This is a genomic window from Nonomuraea sp. NPDC048916, from assembly GCF_040649575.1.
In the GTDB taxonomy this organism is placed as follows: Bacteria; Actinomycetota; Actinomycetes; order Streptosporangiales; family Streptosporangiaceae; genus Nonomuraea.
Genome location: NZ_JBEZFS010000014.1, coordinates 59,926 through 78,679 on the forward strand (window position 1 = coordinate 59,926; position 18,754 = coordinate 78,679).

At 70.5% G+C, this 18,754-nt stretch carries 19 protein-coding genes; 15 read left to right on the plus strand and 4 right to left on the minus strand.

Annotation, left to right across the window (positions count from 1 at the left end; translation table 11 throughout):
* The first annotated feature begins 236 nt into the window (after positions 1–236).
* From AB0C16_RS17355 to AB0C16_RS17405, 11 genes are all read left to right on the plus strand, one after another.
* Positions 237–866 carry an RsmD family RNA methyltransferase gene (locus tag AB0C16_RS17355; protein ID WP_357683858.1) on the plus strand — a complete coding sequence of 210 codons (630 nt, stop codon included), beginning with the start codon at positions 237–239 and terminating at the stop codon, positions 864–866.
* A gap of 14 nt (positions 867–880) precedes the next feature.
* Positions 881–1,357 (plus strand): pantetheine-phosphate adenylyltransferase, encoded by a 477-nt coding sequence (gene coaD, locus AB0C16_RS17360; protein ID WP_357683860.1) that lies wholly within the window; start codon positions 881–883, stop codon positions 1,355–1,357.
* 71 nt (positions 1,358–1,428) lie between these two features.
* Positions 1,429–1,980, plus strand: coding sequence for a YceD family protein (locus tag AB0C16_RS17365; protein ID WP_357684160.1), 552 nt, complete (start codon positions 1,429–1,431; stop codon positions 1,978–1,980).
* A gap of 1 nt (position 1,981) precedes the next feature.
* Entirely contained in the window at positions 1,982–2,161 is a 180-nt protein-coding gene (rpmF, locus tag AB0C16_RS17370; protein ID WP_033409409.1) for a 50S ribosomal protein L32, read from the plus strand.
* A 211-nt stretch (positions 2,162–2,372) separates the two neighbouring features.
* Complete coding sequence (rnc, locus tag AB0C16_RS17375; RefSeq protein ID WP_357684162.1) at positions 2,373–3,092, plus strand: ribonuclease III; 720 nt, start codon at positions 2,373–2,375, stop codon at positions 3,090–3,092.
* A 1-nt stretch (position 3,093) separates the two neighbouring features.
* Positions 3,094–3,939, plus strand: a complete 846-nt coding sequence (gene mutM, locus AB0C16_RS17380; protein WP_357683863.1) for a bifunctional DNA-formamidopyrimidine glycosylase/DNA-(apurinic or apyrimidinic site) lyase — start codon at positions 3,094–3,096, stop codon at positions 3,937–3,939.
* 241 nt (positions 3,940–4,180) lie between these two features.
* On the plus strand, positions 4,181–4,456 hold the full coding sequence (locus AB0C16_RS17385; RefSeq protein ID WP_357683865.1) for an acylphosphatase: 276 nt from the start codon (positions 4,181–4,183) through the stop codon (positions 4,454–4,456).
* Positions 4,457–4,647: 191 nt separating this feature from the next.
* Positions 4,648–4,842 carry a hypothetical protein gene (locus AB0C16_RS17390; protein WP_049556952.1) on the plus strand — a complete coding sequence of 65 codons (195 nt, stop codon included), beginning with the start codon at positions 4,648–4,650 and terminating at the stop codon, positions 4,840–4,842.
* Positions 4,843–5,055: 213 nt separating this feature from the next.
* On the plus strand, positions 5,056–8,748 hold the full coding sequence (gene smc / locus AB0C16_RS17395) for a chromosome segregation protein SMC (protein ID WP_357683867.1): 3,693 nt from the start codon (positions 5,056–5,058) through the stop codon (positions 8,746–8,748).
* A 52-nt stretch (positions 8,749–8,800) separates the two neighbouring features.
* Positions 8,801–9,979, plus strand: a complete 1,179-nt coding sequence (gene ftsY, locus AB0C16_RS17400; protein ID WP_357683870.1) for a signal recognition particle-docking protein FtsY — start codon at positions 8,801–8,803, stop codon at positions 9,977–9,979.
* A gap of 249 nt (positions 9,980–10,228) precedes the next feature.
* Positions 10,229–11,902 (plus strand): tetratricopeptide repeat protein, encoded by a 1,674-nt coding sequence (locus AB0C16_RS17405; protein ID WP_357683873.1) that lies wholly within the window; start codon positions 10,229–10,231, stop codon positions 11,900–11,902.
* A 74-nt stretch (positions 11,903–11,976) separates the two neighbouring features.
* Here the strand turns inward: AB0C16_RS17405 and AB0C16_RS17410 are convergent, their stop codons facing one another.
* Genes AB0C16_RS17410 through AB0C16_RS17420 form a run of 3 tightly spaced genes read right to left on the minus strand, consistent with a single transcriptional unit; the run spans position 11,977 to position 14,833 of the window.
* Entirely contained in the window at positions 11,977–12,759 is a 783-nt protein-coding gene (locus AB0C16_RS17410; protein WP_357683876.1) for an ABC transporter ATP-binding protein, read from the minus strand.
* The gene (locus AB0C16_RS17415) at positions 12,756–13,802 is read right to left on the minus strand and encodes an iron chelate uptake ABC transporter family permease subunit (RefSeq protein ID WP_357683879.1); all 1,047 of its coding nucleotides are present in this window, start codon (positions 13,800–13,802) and stop codon (positions 12,756–12,758) included. Before AB0C16_RS17415 ends, AB0C16_RS17410 begins: the two co-directional genes overlap by 4 nt.
* Positions 13,799–14,833 (minus strand): iron ABC transporter permease, encoded by a 1,035-nt coding sequence (locus AB0C16_RS17420; protein ID WP_357683882.1) that lies wholly within the window; start codon positions 14,831–14,833, stop codon positions 13,799–13,801. Before AB0C16_RS17420 ends, AB0C16_RS17415 begins: the two co-directional genes overlap by 4 nt.
* Before the next feature lie 93 nt (positions 14,834–14,926).
* Between AB0C16_RS17420 and AB0C16_RS17425 the strand changes: the two genes are divergently transcribed.
* Positions 14,927–15,901 (plus strand): iron-siderophore ABC transporter substrate-binding protein, encoded by a 975-nt coding sequence (locus AB0C16_RS17425; protein WP_357683885.1) that lies wholly within the window; start codon positions 14,927–14,929, stop codon positions 15,899–15,901.
* 31 nt (positions 15,902–15,932) lie between these two features.
* On the opposite strand, the gene AB0C16_RS17430 is transcribed toward AB0C16_RS17425, so the two are convergent.
* Positions 15,933–17,006 (minus strand): PLP-dependent cysteine synthase family protein, encoded by a 1,074-nt coding sequence (locus tag AB0C16_RS17430; protein ID WP_357683887.1) that lies wholly within the window; start codon positions 17,004–17,006, stop codon positions 15,933–15,935.
* Between the two features lie 238 nt (positions 17,007–17,244).
* Here AB0C16_RS17430 and AB0C16_RS17435 point away from each other — a divergent pair, with 238 nt between their 5' ends.
* The 3 genes from AB0C16_RS17435 to AB0C16_RS17445 all read left to right on the plus strand — a co-directional run bounded on the left by AB0C16_RS17435 (position 17,245) and on the right by AB0C16_RS17445 (position 18,750).
* Positions 17,245–17,829 (plus strand): sigma-70 family RNA polymerase sigma factor, encoded by a 585-nt coding sequence (locus AB0C16_RS17435; protein ID WP_357683890.1) that lies wholly within the window; start codon positions 17,245–17,247, stop codon positions 17,827–17,829.
* Between the two features lie 118 nt (positions 17,830–17,947).
* Positions 17,948–18,244, plus strand: a complete 297-nt coding sequence (locus AB0C16_RS17440) for a helix-turn-helix transcriptional regulator (protein WP_357683893.1) — start codon at positions 17,948–17,950, stop codon at positions 18,242–18,244.
* Positions 18,245–18,444: 200 nt separating this feature from the next.
* A complete protein-coding gene (locus AB0C16_RS17445; RefSeq protein WP_357683896.1) occupies positions 18,445–18,750 on the plus strand; it encodes a hypothetical protein in 306 nt (101 codons plus the stop codon).
* The last annotated feature ends 4 nt before the right edge of the window (positions 18,751–18,754 follow it).

An 18,754-nucleotide genomic window follows, 5' to 3' on the forward strand; every position in this document is an offset into this window, starting at 1 on the left:
GGGACGGCCTCCCCCCGAATGCCGTCCCCGGCTGGGCCCACCCCTCGGGTCAGGTGCCGAGGGAACCGGTGTGCGGAAGGGCTCACGATCACACCGGTCGGCCTCCAGCTGGGTCACCTCGGAGGCCGCAGGACTCATCATGCGTGGCCGGTCAGACGATGTGAATCACCCTTGCGCTCTCGAGGCCGACACTTGTGCACTCTTGACCTGCGCTGACATGCGGAACAATGGCTCTCATGACTCGGATCATCGCGGGGACCGCGGGTGGGCGGCGGCTGGTCGTGCCGCCGGGGCGCGGGACGAGGCCGACCAGCGACAGGGCGCGAGAGGGGATCTTCTTGACCCTCGACTCGCTCCAGGGGCTGGCGGGCGCCCGGGTGATCGATCTGTACGCGGGATCGGGCGCGGTCGGGCTGGAGGCGCTGTCCAGGGGTGCGGCCCACGCGTTGCTGGTCGAGGCGGATCCGAAGGCGGTCCGGACGATCAGGGCCAACATCCAGGCCCTGGGGCTCGACGGGGCCCAGGTGGTGGCCGAGAAGGTGGAGCGGCTGCTCGGCAGGCCCGCCGAGGTGTCCCGGCCCCGCCAGGGCGGGCGCGACGCGGGCGGTGACCAATGTCATAGCGAGGCGCGTGAGCCGTACGACATCGTCTTCGCGGATCCGCCCTACGCGGTCACCGGTGAGGAGGTCACCCGCGTGCTGGAGTCGCTGCGTGACAACGGGTGGCTGGCCGAGGGCGCTTTGGTGGCGTTCGAGAGGGAAACCAGGGGAAAGCCCCTCGTGTGGCCTGAAGGCTACGTTGAGGAGAGGGTCCGTCGTTATGGTGAAGCGTCCGTTTGGTACGGTCGCGCCGCCGGGAACCCGTAGACCTGGGAGGCGTCTTGCGCCGCGTTGTCTGCCCGGGGTCGTTCGACCCCATCACGAATGGTCACCTCGACATCATCGGCCGGTCCGCCCGGCTCTATGACGAGGTGACCGTGGCCGTCCTCATCAACGTCGAGAAGAGCAGCCTGTTCACCGTCGACGAGCGGATCGACATGTTGCAGACCGTGACCAAGGAATATCCGAACGTCAAGGTCGAGAAGTTCCACGGACTCCTCGTCGACTTCTGCAAGCAGAACGACATCCCCGCCATCGTCAAGGGGATCAGGGTGGTCAGCGACTTCGACTACGAGCTGCAGATGGCCCAGCTCAACTACCGCCTGTCCGGCGTCGAGACGCTGTTCATGCCGACCAATCCCGAATACTCGTTCCTGTCCTCGAGCAGGGTGAAGGAGATCGCCCGCTATGGTGGCGACGTGTCGGGCCTGGTGCCAGATCTTGTGCACACGCTGCTCATCGAGCGGCTCAGGAGCTGACCGCGGCCTGCTATCCTTTTATTTCAGCCTTGTACGACGGCGACGGTTTCGCCATGCCTAGCGAGAGCAGGATGACTCAGCACCTCGACCCCCGCTCCCCTTGGGTGATCTCCACTCATGACCTGGGAAAGCGGCCGGGCACGATGAAGCGGGTGACCCTGACCCTTCCGGCACCGGCAGATCTCGGCGTCGACATGATCGGTGTCCCCAAGGACGCCGAAGTCGAGCTGGATCTCCGGTTCGAAGCAGTGATGGAAGGCGTGCTCGTCTCGGGCACGGCGCAGGCCCCGCTCGGCGGGGAGTGCGCGCGGTGCCTTGACCCGGTGACCTCGGAGATCGGGGTCGACCTGCAGGAGCTGTTCTTCTACTCCGACGAGGACGCCTCCGAGGAGGATTCACTGCTCGACGGTGCGCTGCTCGACCTCGAGCCGACGTTCCGCGACGCGGTGGTGCTCGCACTGCCGTTGAGCCCCGTCTGTCGTGACGACTGCCCGGGGCTCTGCACGGAGTGCGGGGTCAAGCTGGCCGAGGCCGGCGACGATCACGGGCACGAGAAGATCGACGCTCGCTGGGCGTCGTTGCAAGGTCTGGTTACCGAGAACGATAACGATCAGGAGAAGTGACGTGGCCGTCCCGAAGCGAAAGATGTCGCGGAGCAACACCCGCGCCCGTCGCTCCCAGTGGAAGACGACTGCTGTCGCCCTGGTGAGCTGCCCGCAGTGCCGTTCGCCCAAGCAGCCGCACATCGCGTGCCCCACCTGCGGCACCTACAACCGTCGTCAGGTCATCGAGCCGTCCGCCTGATCTCGCAGTTGACGTGATGCCGACCGGGTGCCATTGTGCCCCGGTCGGCGTTAACGTCTCAGATGCGTGCGGTAGCGGTCCGCCCGCGGTCGTGGTGGACGCCGGGGCTCTGTTCTCCCCGACGCCCACCACGTTTTCGGGCATCCTCCGCGGCCGTCGCGCCATGTGAAGATGTCCGAGGAGGAAACACGTGGGCGCAGGTCCTAAGCCGGTGGCTGTGGAGGTCGCCGGAGCAGAGCTGGAGAGAGTGCTGTCCGTCAGCCTCGACTCCGACATCCTCGAGCGGGCGCTGACGCACCGCTCCTACGCGTACGAGAACGGCGGCCTGCCCACCAACGAGCGCCTGGAGTTCCTCGGCGACTCGGTGCTGGGCCTGGTGGTCACCGACACCCTCTACCGCAATCATCCCGACCTGCCCGAGGGTCAGCTGGCCAAACTGCGGGCCGCGGTGGTCAACATGCGCGCCCTGGCCGACGTGGCCCGCGACCTGGGGCTCGGCCGATTCCTGCGGCTCGGCAGGGGCGAGGAGGGCACGGGCGGGCGCGACAAGTCGTCGATCCTGGCCGACACCCTGGAGGCGCTGATCGGCGCCGTCTACGTCGACAAGGGGCTGGACGAGGCGTTCCGCGTGGTCCACCTGCTGTTCGACCCGCTGATCGTCCGCTCGGCCTCGCTGGGCGCGGGGCTCGACTGGAAGACGTCCCTGCAGGAGCTCACCGCCTCCGAGGCGCTCGGCGTGCCCGAATACCACGTCGAGGAGAGCGGCCCCGACCACGCCAAGTCGTTCACGGCCGTGGTGCTGGTGGGCGGCGAGGCCTACGGCTCGGGCACGGGACGCAGCAAGAAGGAGGCCGAGCAGCAGGCGGCCGAGGCGGCGTGGACCCGCATCAGGGCCCGCCGCGAGCAGCGCGAGAGCCAGCCGGCGGGCTAGGTTGCCCGAGCTGCCAGAGGTCGAGGTCGTCCGGCGGGGCCTCGCGCAGTGGGTGTCCGGCCGGGAGATCGCCACGGCCGAGGTGCTGCATCCTCGTGCCGTCCGGCGTCACGTTCCCGGCGCCTCGGAGTTCGCCGCCCGGCTGAAGGGCCGCACGGTGATCTCCGCCGAACGCCGCGGCAAATACCTGTGGCTGCCGCTGTCGGGCGCCGAGGAGGCGCTCCTGGCCCACCTCGGGATGAGCGGCCAACTGCTTGTCGTGGATCCGCACTCGCCGCTGGAGAAGCACCTGCGGGTACGTCTCGGTTTCGCGGACGGTGGCCCCGAGCTGCGGTTCGTCGATCAGCGGACGTTCGGCCACGTCATGCTCACGGCCCTGGTGGACGGTGTCCCCGAGCCGATCTCGCACATCGCCCCCGACCCGTTCGAGGAGGCGTTCGACGACGAGGCGTTCGCGGACGGCCTGCTGCGCAAGCGGACCGAGATCAAGCGCGCACTCCTCGACCAGTCGCTGATCAGCGGGGTCGGCAACATCTACGCGGACGAGGCGCTCTGGCTGGCCCGGCTGCACTGGGCCCGTCCCACCCAGACGCTCACCCGGCCCAAGATCGCCGAGCTGCTGGCCGCCGTACGCGAGGTGATGGGCGCAGCCCTGGCACAGGGCGGCACGTCGTTCGACAGCCTCTACGTGAACGTCAACGGCGAGAGCGGCTACTTCGAGCGCTCCCTCGAGGTGTACGGCAGGCGCGACCAGCCCTGCTCGCGGTGCGGCACCCCGATCCGGCGGGAGGCGTTCATGAACCGCTCGTCCTACTCCTGCCCGCGATGCCAGCGCAGACCGCGCTGACACCGGTTCGCCCGGAGGCGGGCTCCGTGCGCTTGAGCGGCCCGCTGAGAGGCGTACGACCGGAAGTGGTCCTGGAAGACCGGCCCCGGGCACTCGGGCGTGTCAGGCGGCCGATGGCGTCCGGCACGCGTTCGGACGCCGGCCCCTGTTGTGGGCCGCCTCAAAACCAAGCAAAGGTGCGGCTGTCCGGCAGGGCCGAAAAGGGCGATCCGCGACTACAGGGAGTGAGGAGGGGCGAGGGGTGCGGGACGTGCGAATGACCGCCTGGGTGCGGGGCAGGGTGCAGGGAGTGGGGTTTCGCTGGTGGACCCGGGCCCGTGCGCTGGAGCTCGGCCTGGAGGGCTGGGCGCGCAACACGGACGACGGCCGGGTGGAAGTGGTCGCCGAAGGGCCCCGCGAGTCGTGCGTCAAGCTGCTTGAGCTGCTGAGAGGTTGCGACACGCCGGGCAGAGTCGATGGAGTAGTGGAACGCTGGAGCGAAGTGCGAGGTAGTTTGGGTGGATTCCAGGAGCGGTAAGGGCTTCCGTTAAACCCCCCAAATGGGGTATAGTTATATGGCAAGAGTGCCCACTGGGGGGTATCAGCGGTTCGCTCGACTTGACCGCCCACACTGCCGGTGCGACTCTTGTTAGGTACCACGCGCACCCCTCCCGCGGAATAAGAAGTGCGCGAACCAGTCTGGTCACTCAGCGTGGAGGACCCTTTACTATGGCGAAGGCTCTACTCGGCCACGTCGGCGGTCCTGACCCTCGAATGGTCTCGGAGATGCGCCGTCTGCAGCAGCGAATCCGTGATCTGGAGGCAGAACTCATCCGACTTCAGGCCCAGAATGACGCTCTTGCGGCGCAAACCCGCGATGAGGCAATCAGTCGCATGCAAGAGCGCGAGCCGGCACTCACCTGACGAGTGATCGGAGCGCATGATCCAGGGACGTCTCCACGAGGCGTCCCTCGTTATTTGCCCTCTTAGTTGACCCTTTCCCGGAATGTCTTTGTGGCTCTTTTGCCTGGTCCACCGCTGACGCGACTGCGGAGGCCAGCGTGGGGCAGACAGGACCAGTAGGCTTTTCCGAGTTCCTTCAGGGAGAAGCCCGTTCAGGGAGAAGGGGGTCGGCGCTTGTATTTGAAGACCCTCACCCTGCGCGGCTTCAAGTCCTTCGCCTCCGCGACCGCCCTGCGCTTCGAACCCGGCATCACCTGTGTCGTGGGCCCCAACGGCTCCGGCAAGTCCAACGTCGTCGACGCCCTGGCCTGGGTCATGGGCGAGCACAGCGCCAAGTCGCTGCGCGGCGGCAAGATGGAAGACGTTATCTTCGCCGGCACCTCGTCCAGACCCCCGCTGGGCCGGGCCGAGGTGACGCTGACCATCGACAACTCCGACGGCGCGCTGCCGATCGACTACACCGAGGTCACGATCAGCCGGCTGATGTTCAGGTCGGGCCAGAGCGAATACGCGATCAACGGCGACACCTGCCGCCTCCTCGACATCCAGGAGCTGCTGTCCGACTCGGGCATCGGCCGCGAGATGCACGTCATCGTCGGCCAGGGCCAGCTCGACGCCGTGCTCCACGCCGGTCCCGAGGACCGGCGGGCGTTCATCGAGGAGGCCGCGGGCGTCCTGAAGCACCGCAAGCGCAAGGAGAAAGCGCTGCGCAAGCTCGACGCGATGCAGGCCAACCTGACCCGCGTCCAGGATCTCGCCACCGAGCTGCGCCGCCAGCTCAAGCCGCTCGGCCGCCAGGCCGAGATCGCCCGCAAGGCCGCCGTGATCCAGGCCGATCTGCGTGACGCGCGGCTGCGGCTCCTGGCCGACGACGTCGGCATCCTGCGCGCCACGCTGGAGCGCGAGGCCGCCGACGAGGCGGCGATCCTCACCAGACGCACCCAGGTGGAGGCCGAGCTGGCCGAGGGCCAGCGGCGCGAGGCCACCCTGGAGGGCACCGAGGCCGAGGCACAGCCCCGGCTGACCGCCGCGCAGGAGACCTACTTCCGGCTGTCCAGCCTGCGCGAACGCATCACCGGCCTCGAACAACTGGCCGCCGAGCGCCACCGCCACGCCGTCGACGCCGCCGTCGAGCGGCGCGGGCGCGACCCCGAAGACCTCGAACGCGAGGCGGCCGAGGTGCGTGAGCAGGAGCTCGTCCTGCGGGCCGAGCTGGAGCACGCCCAGGAGCTGCTGGAGGAGGCGGTCCAGCGGCGTGCCGACTCCGAGGCCGAGCTGGGCGCCGAGGAGCGGCGGCTCGCCATGGCCGCCAGGGCCGCCGCCGACCGGCGCGAGGGCCTGGCCCGGCTCCGTGGCCAGGTCGACTCCGTCCGCAGCAGGTCACGAGCCGCCGAGGAGGAGATCGGCCGCCTCAACCGGGCCGTCGCCGAGGCGGTCGAGCGTGAGCAGCGCGCCCGCGAAGATCTGGAGGATCGGCGGCGTGCGGAGCCCGCCGCCGATCCGGCGCTCGCCGAGGAGCTCGCCACCGCGCAGGCGCTGGTGGAGGAGGCGAGCGCCATCGCCGACGAGGCCCGCGCCGCGGCCTCGGCGGCCAAGACCGCCCTCGACACGCCGCGTTCGGCCGCGCAGGCCGCCAAGGCCGGGGTCGTCGCGGCGCGCACCGCCGACCAGGAGGCCCAGCGGGCGGTGGCCGCCCTGCGGGCCCGCTGTGAGGCCTTGGAGCTCGGGCTGGCCAAAGGCGACGGCGGCGCGGCCCTCCTGGAGGCGGACCTGGCCGGGGTGCTGGGGCCGCTCGCGGCTTCGCTCCAGGTCACCCCGGGCGCCGAGCCGGCGGTCGCCGCCGTGCTCGGCCCGGTCGCCGAGGCCATCGCCGTCAAGTCCGTCGACACGGCGGTCGAGGCGCTGGAGCTCCTGCGGGTCAAGGAAGCAGGTCAGGCGACCCTCCTGGTGGCCTCCTCGGACGGAAGGTCGGCCGACGGCGCCGCCCCGGTCGCCCGCCTGGTGGCGCCCGAAGGCGGTGAGTGGGCGGCCGACCTGGTGCGGGTGCCCGGCCGGCTGAGGGCCGCCATCGATCACGTGCTGGCCGACGTGGTCGTCGTCGACGATCTCGACGCCGCTCGCCGGGTGGTCGGGGGTCACCCGGAGCTGCGTGCCGTGACCAGGGCCGGCGATCTGGTCGGCGCCCACCTGGCCGGCGGCGGGTTCGCGGGCGGCACCTCGGTCCTCCAGGTGCGGGCGGCGCTCGACGACGCCGTCGCCGATCTGCGAGACGCGGAGGCCACGGCCGAGCGGACGGCCGAGGCCCTCGACGAGGCCGCCGCCGCCGAGCAGGCGACCCAGGCGGCCGTTGAGGAGACGCAGGCCAGGGTCAATGAGGCGCAGACCGCGGTCGGCACGGCCCAGGCCGGGGTGAGCGCCGCCCAGGGCGCCCTCGACCAGGTCAGGGCCCGGCAGCGGGAGGCCGACCAGCGCAACGCGGCCGCTGCCAGGCACCTGGCCCAGCTGGAGGCCGCCGCCAAGGCCGCCCACGACGAGGCCGAGCGCCTGCGCCGCAGCGTCGGCGCCGCCGAGGAGTCCAGGGCCGAGGGCCTGGAGGAGCTGGCCGAGCTGGAGATCAGGCTGGCCGAGGCCGAATACTCCCAGGAGCTGGAGGCGGAGCCCACCACCGAGGCCCGCGACGAGTTCGCCGCCGCCTGCCAGACCGCCAGGCAGCGCGAGATGGAGACCCGCCTGCGGGTGCGCACCGCCGAAGAGCGGGTCAAGGGCCTCGAAGGCCGGGCCGACGGCCTGGTCCGGGCCGCGCAGCGCGAGCGCCACGAGCGTGCCCAGGCGGCGGCCCAGCGCGCCAGGCGCAGGCGGCAGGCGGTCGTCGCCGAGGCCGTCAGCGGGGGCGCCAGGCGGGTGCTGGCCGCGCTGGCCACGTCCATCCAGCTCGCGGCCGGGGAGCGTGACGCGGCCGATCTGGCGAGGGTCGCGATCGACGCCGAGCTCAAGCAGGTACGCGTCCGCGTCCGCGAGCTCAGCCACGAGCTCGACAAGCTGGTCAACCGCGTGCACGGCAGCGAGGTCGCCCGCACCGAGCAGCGGCTCCGCCTGGAGCAGCTCGAACACCGGGCCCTGGAGGAGTTCGGCGTCGAGCCCGAGACCCTGATCTCCGAATACGGCCCGCAGGCCCCCGTCCCCGGCGACCCGCCGGTCCCCTACGTACGCGAGGAGCAGGAGAAGCGGGCCCGGGCCGCCGAGCGGCAGATGAACCAACTGGGCAAGGTCAACCCGCTCGCCCTGGAGGAGTTCGCCGCCTTGGAGGAGCGCCACGCCTTCCTCACCTCGCAGCTCGAAGACCTCAAGAAGACCCGGCGTGACCTGATGACCGTGGTCAAGGAGGTCGACGACCGGGTGGAGCGGATGTTCGCCTCGGCCTACGAGGACGTGGCCCGCGAGTTCGAGCAGATCTTCACCCGGGTCTTCCCCGGCGGCGAGGGCAGGCTGGTCCTCACCGAGCCCGGCGACATGCTGACCACCGGCATCGAGGTCGAGGCCAGGCCGCCGGGCAAGAAGGTCAAGCGGCTGTCGCTGCTGTCCGGCGGCGAGCGGTCGCTGACCGCGGTGGCGTTCCTGATCTCCATCTTCAAGGCCCGGCCCTCGCCGTTCTACGTCATGGACGAGGTCGAGGCGGCGCTCGACGACACCAACACGCAGCGGCTGCTGAGGCTCTTCGAGGAGTTGCGGCAGAGCTCGCAGCTGATCGTCATCACCCACAACAAGCGCACGATGGAGATCGCCGACGCCCTCTACGGCGTGTCGATGCGGGGCGACGGGGTCACCCAGGTGGTCAGCCAGCGGTTGCGGGAGCGCGAGTCGGTCTGATCCGCGTGGCCCCGGGCATGACCATGCCGGTCGATCTGGAAAACTGACGTCTGTGGATGGTTACCTCGGCGTCATCGTGATCGTGGTCGTCGTCGCCCTCGTGGCGGCGGGCGGCCTGTTCCTGCTCTTCAGACCGGGAGGCAAGGCCGCGCCACCGGTCGAGCCGCCCGAGACGCTTCTGCTTCCCGAGGAGAAGGAGAAGCGTCCGGCCGCGGGTGGTGAGGAAGGTGAGGGGGCGACCACCACGCTCCCGCCCCCGGTCAAGCCGGCCGAGCCGGTCGTGCTGCCGCCCGAGGTGGAAGTGCCGCCGCCGTCCGCCGGCCGGATGGTGCGGCTGCGGTCGAGACTGGCCCGCTCGCAGAGCGCGCTCGGCCGGGGGCTGCTGGAGCTGCTCTCCCGCGACCGGCTCGACGACGAGGTCTGGGACGAGATCGAGGAGGCGCTGATCACCGCCGACGTCGGTGTCGCGCCGACCCACGCCATCGTCGAGGAGCTGCGGACCAAGGTCAAGGTGCTCGGCAGCCGCACTCCCGACCAGGTGCGCGCCCTGCTCCGCGAGCAGCTGCTGGCCCAGGTCAATCCCGACCTCGACCGCACCCTGCACATCCAGAAGCACGGCGAGCGGCCCGCGGTGGTCCTCGTCGTGGGCGTCAACGGCACCGGCAAGACCACCACCACCGGCAAGCTCGCCCGCGCGCTCGTCGGCGACGGCAAGAAGGTCGTGCTCGGCGCGGCCGACACGTTCCGCGCGGCGGCGGCCGACCAGCTGCAGACGTGGGGTGACCGGGTCGGCGCCGACGTGGTGCGCGGGCCGGAGGCCGGCGACCCGGCCTCGGTGGCCTTCGACGCGACCGCCAAGGGCATCGACGACAAGGCCGACGTGGTCATCGTCGACACGGCAGGCCGGCTGCACACCAAGACCGGCCTGATGGACGAGCTGGGCAAGGTCAAGCGGGTCATCGAGAAGAAGGCCACGGTCGACGAGGTGCTGCTGGTCCTCGACGCCACCACCGGCCAGAACGGCATGCGCCAGGCGCAGGTGTTCGCCGAGGTGGTCAACATCACCGGCATCGCGCTGACCAAGCTCGACGGCACGGCCAAGGGCGGCATCGTCATCTCGGTGCAGCGCGAGCTGGGCGTGCCGGTCAAGCTGGTCGGGCTGGGCGAGGGCTCCGACGATCTGGCGCCGTTCGACCCCGAGGTGTTCGTGGACGCGATTCTCGGGGACTGACACAAAATCAATTCGGATATGTCACTTACCGGATGATGTCTTGTTGTTTGACCGGTCCCGTGTTGACATTGAGCGGTCCTCGGAAACTGATCGGAAAGAGCGCTCAATGAAAAAGGTCGTCGTCCACAAACCCGGCACCGTCAAGCTGTCCGGAGCCGCGACTCCGAAGCACTCGGTCTGACCTGCCCTGAACGGTCGTCGGAGGCCGGCGTCTGCGGTGGTGACGCCGGTCTCTCTCCTTCTCCGGGAGTGACGCTGAGAGAGATCACGGTTGACGCCGATCGCAGGCTGCGCGGCCCCTACACGCTGGCGTCCGGGCTGCTCGAGGCGCTGGTCCCCGACGCGGCGGCCGATCTGGTGGCCGCGCACGACATCGAGATCAGGGTCGCGGCGCCCGGCCTGCGTGACCGGGTCCCCGCCCGGAGGACCTCGCTGGCCGACCGGCTGCCGCAGGACGAACGCATCCTGGTGCCGGCGCCGCTGCGGACGCTCCGGGTGGCGAACGGGCTGGCGGAGTTCGTCCGCGATCATCTGGCCGCCACGGTGTCGCTGACATTATGGGTGGATAACGCCGAGGAATCGGACCCGACCGATACTGAATTCCTCGCCGTGCTGGCGCGTCGCGTGCCCGCCGGATCTCTCGCGATCGTGATCTCCCCGCCCGGGCCGCCACGCCCCGTGCCCGTCGTCCCGCCGATGGAGGAGCTCGACCGCTATCGCAACGAGGGCTTCCACCACGCCCTGGCCGAGGCCGGCACGGCACTGCTGCCCACCCTGGCCGAGGACGGCGAGGAGTGGTGGACGCTGCTCCACCGCACGACCACCGCGCTGGCCGCCCTCGACAGGGAGGACGACGCCCGCGACCTGCTCGACCACGCCCGGCGGGTCGGCACCGATCCCAAGCAGCTCGCCACGGCCGCCTACGCCACCGCGATGCTGCTGGTCCGCCACCACGACCCGGGCAAGCGCGACCCCGAGGAGGCGATGGCCTGGATCGACGAGGCCGTCGCGCTCACCTCGCTGCTGCCCGACCGCCGCGAGCGGGCCTTCCACCTGGGCTTCGACCTCAACGGCAAGGCGCTGGTCGAGGTGCGCAGAGGACATGCCGCGCGGGCCGAGCGACTCGTGCAGGAGGCCATCGAGCTGGCCGAACGTGACCTGGAGCCCGAGCGGCACCCCATCCACAAGCTCGTGCTGCGGGCGAACCGGGCACAGCTTGCCGCGCTGCGGGGTGACCTGGAGGGCGCGCTGTGCGATCTCGACGCGGTCATCGCGGCCGATCCGGGCTACCCCGACTACTACGTCGACCGGGGCAACCTGCTGCACCGGCTGGGCCGTCCGGCCGAGGCGGTGGCCGACTACGAGACGGCCATACGGGTCGGCCCGCCCTTCCCCGAGCCCTACTACAACCGCTCCGAGATCCGCTTCGCCGCCGGCGACTTCGCGGGCGCGCTGGCCGACCTCGACCACGCGATCGAGCTGGACCCCGGGTTCACCGACGCCTACGTCAACCGGGCCGGGCTGCTCGTGGCGCTGAACGAGCTCGCCAGGGCCAGGGCCGACGCCGAGCGCGACCCCGGCAACCCGTTCCTGCTCTGCGTGCTGGGCCAGATCGAGGCCGCCGAGGGTCACGTGCTGGAGGCCCGCAAGGCGTTCGACTCGGCTCTGGAGCGCGAGCCGCGACTTGCGGCGGCCTGGGCGGGGCGCGGCGCGCTCGCGTACGAGGAGGGCGACTACGAGAGCTCGATCGCGGACCTGGGCCGGGCGATCGAGCTGGAGGAGAGCGCCGAGGTCAGGTTCAACCGGGCGCTCGCGCTCCGGACGTCCGGGCAGCCCGCGTTGGCCCGGGCCGATCTGCTCCGGGCCCAGGAGCTCGCGCCCGGCGACGAGGACGTACGGCGGGCGCTCGCCGAGCTGGCCTGAGCCGAGCTGGCCTGAGCCGAGCTGCCCCTGAGCCGGCCTGGTCTGCCGGGCGGCGCGGCGGCTGGGCGGGGTCGCTAGCGGTGCGGGCCGATCGGGATGACCAGCGGAGTGCCCGCCACCGGGTCGGTGATGACCTTGGCGTCCAGCTCGAACACCTCGCGCAGCAGGTCCTCGGTCAGCACCTCGTGCGGGGCGCCGGAGGTGATCACCCGGCCCTCGCGCATGGCCACCAGCCGGTCGGCGTAGCGGGCCGCCAGGTTGAGGTCGTGCAGCACCATCACGATGGTCCGGTCGGCCGCCCGGTGCAGGTGGCGGACCAGCTCCAGCACCTCCACCTGGTGGGCCAGGTCGAGGAAGGTGGTCGGCTCGTCCAGCAGCAGCAGGTCGGTGCCCTGGGCCAGGGCCATGGAGATCCAGGCCCGCTGCCGTTGCCCGCCGGACAGCTCGTCCAGCGGGCGCTCGGCCAGGTCGGCCAGGCCGGTCATGGCCAGCGCCTCGCCCACGGCGGCCTCGTCGTCGGACGACCACTGCCGATACCAGGTCTGGTGCGGGTGGCGGCCCCTGGCGACCAGGTCGGCCACGGTCAGGCCCTCGGGCGCGGTGGGCGCCTGGGGGAGCAGCCCGAGCACCTTGGCCACCTCGCGGGTGGGGATGCGGTCGATGCGCTTGCCGTCGAGCAGCACCTCGCCGCCCTGCGGCTTGAGCAGCCGGCCGAGGGCGCGCAGCAGCGTGGACTTGCCGCAGCCGTTGGGGCCGATGATCGTGGTGACCGTGCCCGGCTCGATGCCGAGGTCGAGCCCGTCCACGACGGTCCGCTCGCCGTACCCGAGCTTGACGCCGGCGGCCTGGAGCCTCATGTGCGTGCCCTCCAGATGAGGTGGATCAGGTACGGCGCGCCGAGCACCGCGGTCACGATGCCCACGGGCAGCTCGATGGGGGAGAAGGCGGTGCGCGCGATCAGGTCGGCGCCGGTCGTGAGCAGGGCGCCCACGACGGCCGACGACAGGAGCGGCGGCTGGGCGCAGCGGGCCACCCGGAGCGCGATCTGCGGCGCGGCCAGCGCGACGAACGCGATCGGCCCGGCCGAGGCGGTGGCGACGGCGGCGAGCAGCACGGCGGCGAGGATCAGCAGGGCCCGCGACAGGTTCATCCGCACGCCCAGCGCCGTGATGGTGTCGTCGCTGAAGCGCAGCGAGTCGAGCGACCGGGCGCCGAGCAGCGTCAAGGGGATGACCACGGCGAGGGCCACGCCCACGGGCCTGACGTGCTCCCAGCCGCGTCCGTTGAGCGATCCGCTGATCCAGACCATGGCCCGGCTGGTGTCGTTGACGTCGCCGATGGTCAGCAGCCAGAACTTGACGTTGGTGAACACGGCCGCCACGCCGATGCCGACGAGGACCAGCCGGTAGCCGTCGAGCCCGCGCCGCCAGGCCAGCGTGTAGACGATCACGGCGCCGGTCAGCCCGCCGGCCAGTGCCAGCGCCGGGATGCCGAGAGCGGAGAGCATCCCGCTGGCGCCGCCGTACACGCTGCCGCTGATCACGACGCCGGCCACGACGGCGACCGAGGCGCCGGTGGTGACGCCGAGGATCTCGGGGCTGGCCAGCGGGTTGCGCGCGATGGACTGGATGATCGCGCCGGACAGGGCCAGCGCGGCGCCCACCAGCGCGCCGGTCAGGGCCCGGGGCAGGCGCAGATCCATGATGACGAAGTGGCCGGCGCTCGCGGTGTCGAACGTGGCCCGCACCACCTCGGCCAGGCTCATCTGGATGTCGCCGATGCGCATGTTCAGTGCCATGAGCACGCCGAGCAGCAGGAGGCCGCCCAGCGTGACGGCGGCGGCGCGGGGCCGTACTCGCCAGGAAAGGCCGGCGATCCGGAGCGCGAGGGCGGTCGTCACAGCCGCACCGGCTTCCTGCGGCGGACCAGCGCGACGAAGGAGGGGGCGCCGAGCAGGGCGAGCACCACGCCCACCTCCAGCTCGCCCGGAGGGGCGACGACGCGGCCGATCACGTCGGCGAGCAGCAGCAGCGCGACGCCGATCAGGCCGGAGTAGGGCAGCAGCCACCGGTGGTCGGTGCCGGACAGCGAGCGGGCCAGGTGCGGCACGATCAGGCCGACGAACGCCAGGGAGCCGCAGGCGGCCACCGCGGCGCCGGTGAGCAGGGTGACGGCGGCGACGCCGACGCCCCGGGTGAGCCCGATGCGCTGCCCGAGTCCGCGAGCGACGTCTTCGCCGAGCGACAGCGCGTTCAGGCCGGGGGCGTTGACCATGGCCAGCAGGAGGCCGGTCACGACGAACGGCAGCACCTGCCAGATCACGTCGGAGCCGCGGGCGGCGATCGAGCCCGCCTGCCAGAACCTGAACACGTCCATGGCCTGCTCGTCCAGGAGGACCATGGCCGAGGTCAGCGCGTAGAGGAAGGCGCTGACGGCGGTGCCCGCGAGGGCGAGCGTGACGGGGGTGGGGCTGCCCCGGCCGCCGACCATGCCGAGCGCGAACACGCCCACGCTCGCGACCAGGGCGCCGGCCAGGCCGAACCAGATGTAGGCGAGCAGGCTCTGGGCGCCGAGCAGGATGATCGAGGCGACCATGGCGAAGGCGGCGCCCTGCGTGACGCCGAGCAGTCCGGGGTCGGCGAGCGGGTTGCGGGTGTGGCCCTGCATGAGCGCGCCCGCCACGCCGAGCGCGAGGCCGGCCAGCACGCCGAGCACGGTCCTCGGGACGCGTAGCGAGCGGATGATGATGTCGTTCTCGGTGCCGGTCGGGGCGGTGAGCGCCTGCCAGGCGTCGGCCGGCGGCACGGGCCTGGATCCGATCGTGATGCTCAGCGCCACGGTCACGCAGACGGCCCCGAGCAGCGCGGCGAGCAGCAGGAGACGCCGGTGGCGGAGGGTGTGCGAGCGTCGCGCGACAGCGGTTGCGCTCACCCGTCCCCCCAGCGTTTGCCCGATCCCGGAGAAGTATGTCAGGTTAGGCACGGCTAACCTAACTTAGGGTTACCTAACCTGGAAGGACTTTTGATGAGATCGTGGCGTGCGCTGGTAGGGGCCGTACTCGTGGCAGGGCTGGCCGCTTGCGGCTCGACCGGCACCGAGCCGTCCGCTGCCCCGGAGAGCTCGGCCGGGCCGTTCCGCACCATCAAGCACGCGATGGGCGAGACCGTGATCCCGAGCCGGCCCAAGCGGGTGGTCGCGCTGGACCAGAGCTTCGTCGACGCGGTGCTCACGCTGGAGACGCCGGTGGTCGGCTACACGACGTACCGCTCGATCGACACGGCGCTGCCCGACTACCTCGGCCCCGTCGCCGCCGAGTACGGCAAGGAGGCGGCGTCCGTCGGCACGCTGGAGGAGCCGAGCCTGGAGAAGGTCATGGTGCTCAAGCCCGACCTGATCGTCTCGGCCAAGGTCCGCCACGAGGCGCTCTACGACAAGCTCTCCAAGATCGCCCCGACCGTGTTCAGCGAGACGACCGGCGCCATCTGGAAGGAGAACCTCCGCCTGATGGGCCAGGCGCTCGGCAAGGAGGACCTGGCGGAGGCGAGGCTCAAGGCGTTCGAGGAGCGGGCCGGGAAGATCGGCTCCGCGATCAAGGAGAAGGAGGGCGAGATGCCGACCATCTCCATCGTCCGCTTCGCGGGCGAGCCGACGGCCCGCCTGTACGTCGAGGCTTCTTACTCCGGCCTGGTCATGAAGGACGTCGGCTTCCCCCGGCCGGAGGGGCAGCCCACCGTGAGCGACTCGATCGTGGTGAACGTCAGCCAGGAGCGCATCGCCGACCTGGACGCCGACCGCATCTTCGTCGCCACCTACGCGGACCCCGCCGCCGACGGGCCCAAGGAGCAGTTCGTGAACAACCCGCTGTGGGACAAGCTCAAGGGTGAGAAGCACGAGGTGAGCGACCTCACGTGGATGACCGCCGTCGGCATCCAGGGCGGCCACGCGATCCTCGACGACGTGGCCAAGCTGTTCGCGGTCGACCCGGCCAAGGCGTCCTAGGGCACGTCCTGGGGCGGAGGCGTCCTAGACGTCAGGCGGGCAGGAACGCCCGCAATTCGTCGAGGTGAGGGCGGAGGTCGAGGTTCTGGGCGGCGAGCCAGTCGGGGGCGCAGTAGGTCCCCCGGTAGCGTTCGCCGCCGTCGCAGATGAGGGTGACGATGCTGCCCTGCTCGCCGGCCTCGCGCATCTCCTTGATCAGGTCCACGCAGGCTGCCACGTTCGTGCCGGTGGACCCGCCGACGTCCCGCCCGGTCACCTCGCGCACCCAGTGCATGGCGGCGATCGACCGGGCATCGGGTACGGTCACCATGCGGTCGATCACCGTGGGCTGGAAGGACGGCTCCACCCGGGGGCGGCCGATCCCCTCGATGCGCGAGCCCGGGGCGGTGACCGAGGAGTCGCCCGACACCCAGCTCGGATAGAAGGCGGAGCCCTCGGGGTCGGCGACGGCGAGACGGGTGTCGTGGCGGCGGTAGCGGATGTAGCGGCCGATGGTGGACGAGGTGCCGCCGGTGCCCGCGCCGACCACGATCCAGGAGGGCACGGGATGTGGCTCCAGCGACATCTGCGCGTAGATCGACTCGGCGATGTTGTTGTTGCCGCGCCAGTCGGTCGCCCGCTCGGCGTAGGTGAACTGGTCCATGAAGTGGCCGCCGGTCTCGGTGGCCAGGCGGTGTGACTCGTCATAGATCGTGCTCGGGTCGTCGACCAGGTGACATTTGCCACCGTAGAACTCGATCAGATGACATTTCTCCGGTGAGGTGGAGGCGGGCATCACCGCGATGAACGGCAGGCCGAGCAGGCGGGCGAAATAGGCCTCGCTCACGGCCGTGGAGCCGCTGGACGCCTCGACGATCGTGGTCTCGGGGCCGATCCGGCCGTTGGCCAGGCCGTAGAGGAAAAGCGAGCGAGCGAGCCGGTGTTTCAGTGAACCGGTGGGGTGGACCGACTCGTCTTTCAAGTAGAGGTTTACCCCCCAGCGCGGGGGCAGCGGGAAGACATGCAGGTGCGTGTCACAGCTTCGGTTGGCGTCGGCCTCCACCTTGCGGATGGCCTCCGCCACCCAGTGACGCGTCCTCGTGTCATGACGGTCCACGAAATACATGTCCATACGCTATCTCATGTGACTCCGCCCACTTTTTCTATGAAATTGGATGGATAGTGTTATGATACTGAGACTAGTCCGGCCGTGGACGTGATGACGCATGCCGCGAGCAATAGGACTCTTTTACCTCTCTGACCAGGCGCAACCGTTAACGCGGCCCTTACGGGGGTTCTGCCACCATGGTTCCGCTGCCTGCGCCGAGACGGGGGACAGTGCAAGGGGGAATGAATTGATCACTATGACCGATGAGCAGCGTCAGGACTGGTTCGAGCGCGACGTCGTGCCTGTGACGTCGCAGCTGTTCGCCTCCGCCATGCGCCTGACCCGCAACGCCGCCGACGCCGAGGACCTGGTCCAGGAGACGGTGGCCAAGGCATACACCTCCTACCACCAGTTCCGCGAGGGCACCAACCTCAAGGCGTGGCTGCACCGGATCCTCACCAACAACTTCATCAACGACTACCGCAAGAAGCAGCGGTCGCCGAAGCTCTCCGCCGCCGAGGACATCGAGGACTGGCAGCTGCACGCCGCCGAGTCGCACAGCTCGACCGGGCTCAGGTCCGCCGAGACCGAGGCGCTCGACCGGCTGCCCGACAACATCGTGATGAACGCGCTGCGGGCGCTGCCCGAGGACTTCCGCGTGGCCGTCTACCTGGCCGACGTCGAGGGCTTCGCCTACAAGGAGATCGCCGAGCGCATGGGCACCCCCATCGGGACCGTCATGTCCCGGCTGCACCGCGGCCGCCGCCAACTGCGCGACATGCTGGAGCCGTACGCCCGCGCCGAGGGCACCGTGCGCGTGCCGGCCCAGAGCGCGGCCTAGTCGCCGAGGCGCCCGCGGGTGTACCCCGGAGACGATCACCCAGGCCATCGCCAACAACGTCAGGGCGCAGCGCTCGCACCGCGGGCTCACCCTCGACGCCCTGGCCGCGCGGTCGGGGGTGAGCAGGGGCATGCTGGTCCAGGTCGAACAGGCCAGGACCAACCCCAGCGTCTCCACCCTCACCCGGATCGCCTCCGCCCTCGGCGTGACCGTGGCCCGGCTGGTCGAGGTCGCCGACGTGCCGGTGGTCAGGATCGTGGAGCAGGCCGACGTGGTCACCTTCGACCAGGGCGGGGTGCGGGCTACGCCAACGAGGGGCCGGACGAACTCCGCCTCATCATGGTCGTGGCCGAGCCGCGAGAAGCACCTGACCAATGACGTCTGGCGGGATGTGAAGCCTGTGGAGGTCACGTAACACCGTCGGGCGGCTCTCCGCCCCTCGCCTTGACCGGGACGGCTCTCACCTGTGAAGCAGGAAGGTCCGGCCTGCGAGGGTTGGAATCCCCCGCCTTCAAGCGTGGGAGGAAGTCAAGATTGCTCCATGTCCTTGACGGCTGCCCCGCGTGGGCGGGTACATCCCGGTGAGTGCGTCGTATCGCCGACAGGGGGTGACGCGTGACCGAAGGCCGCGCGGCGACCGAGAAGCTCATGGCCGAGCTCCGAGGTCTCGGTGTCACAGACGCGTACGAAGTGGGCGACGACGCCACTCTCTGCGTGTGGATCGGCCTGGTCGTGCGTTACCACGACGGGTTCTATCACTGGCACGAAGGCGCGGTGAAACGTCGGCATCTGGGTACGGATCCGGTCGGATGTGCCATAAGAGTGGCGCGTCGCTTAACCGCTCTGCAGGTCGATATCCCACCATGGTGGGAGGACCTGGCCAAGGAGTTGCGGGGGGACCCGGCACAGGACTATCCATAGCCCC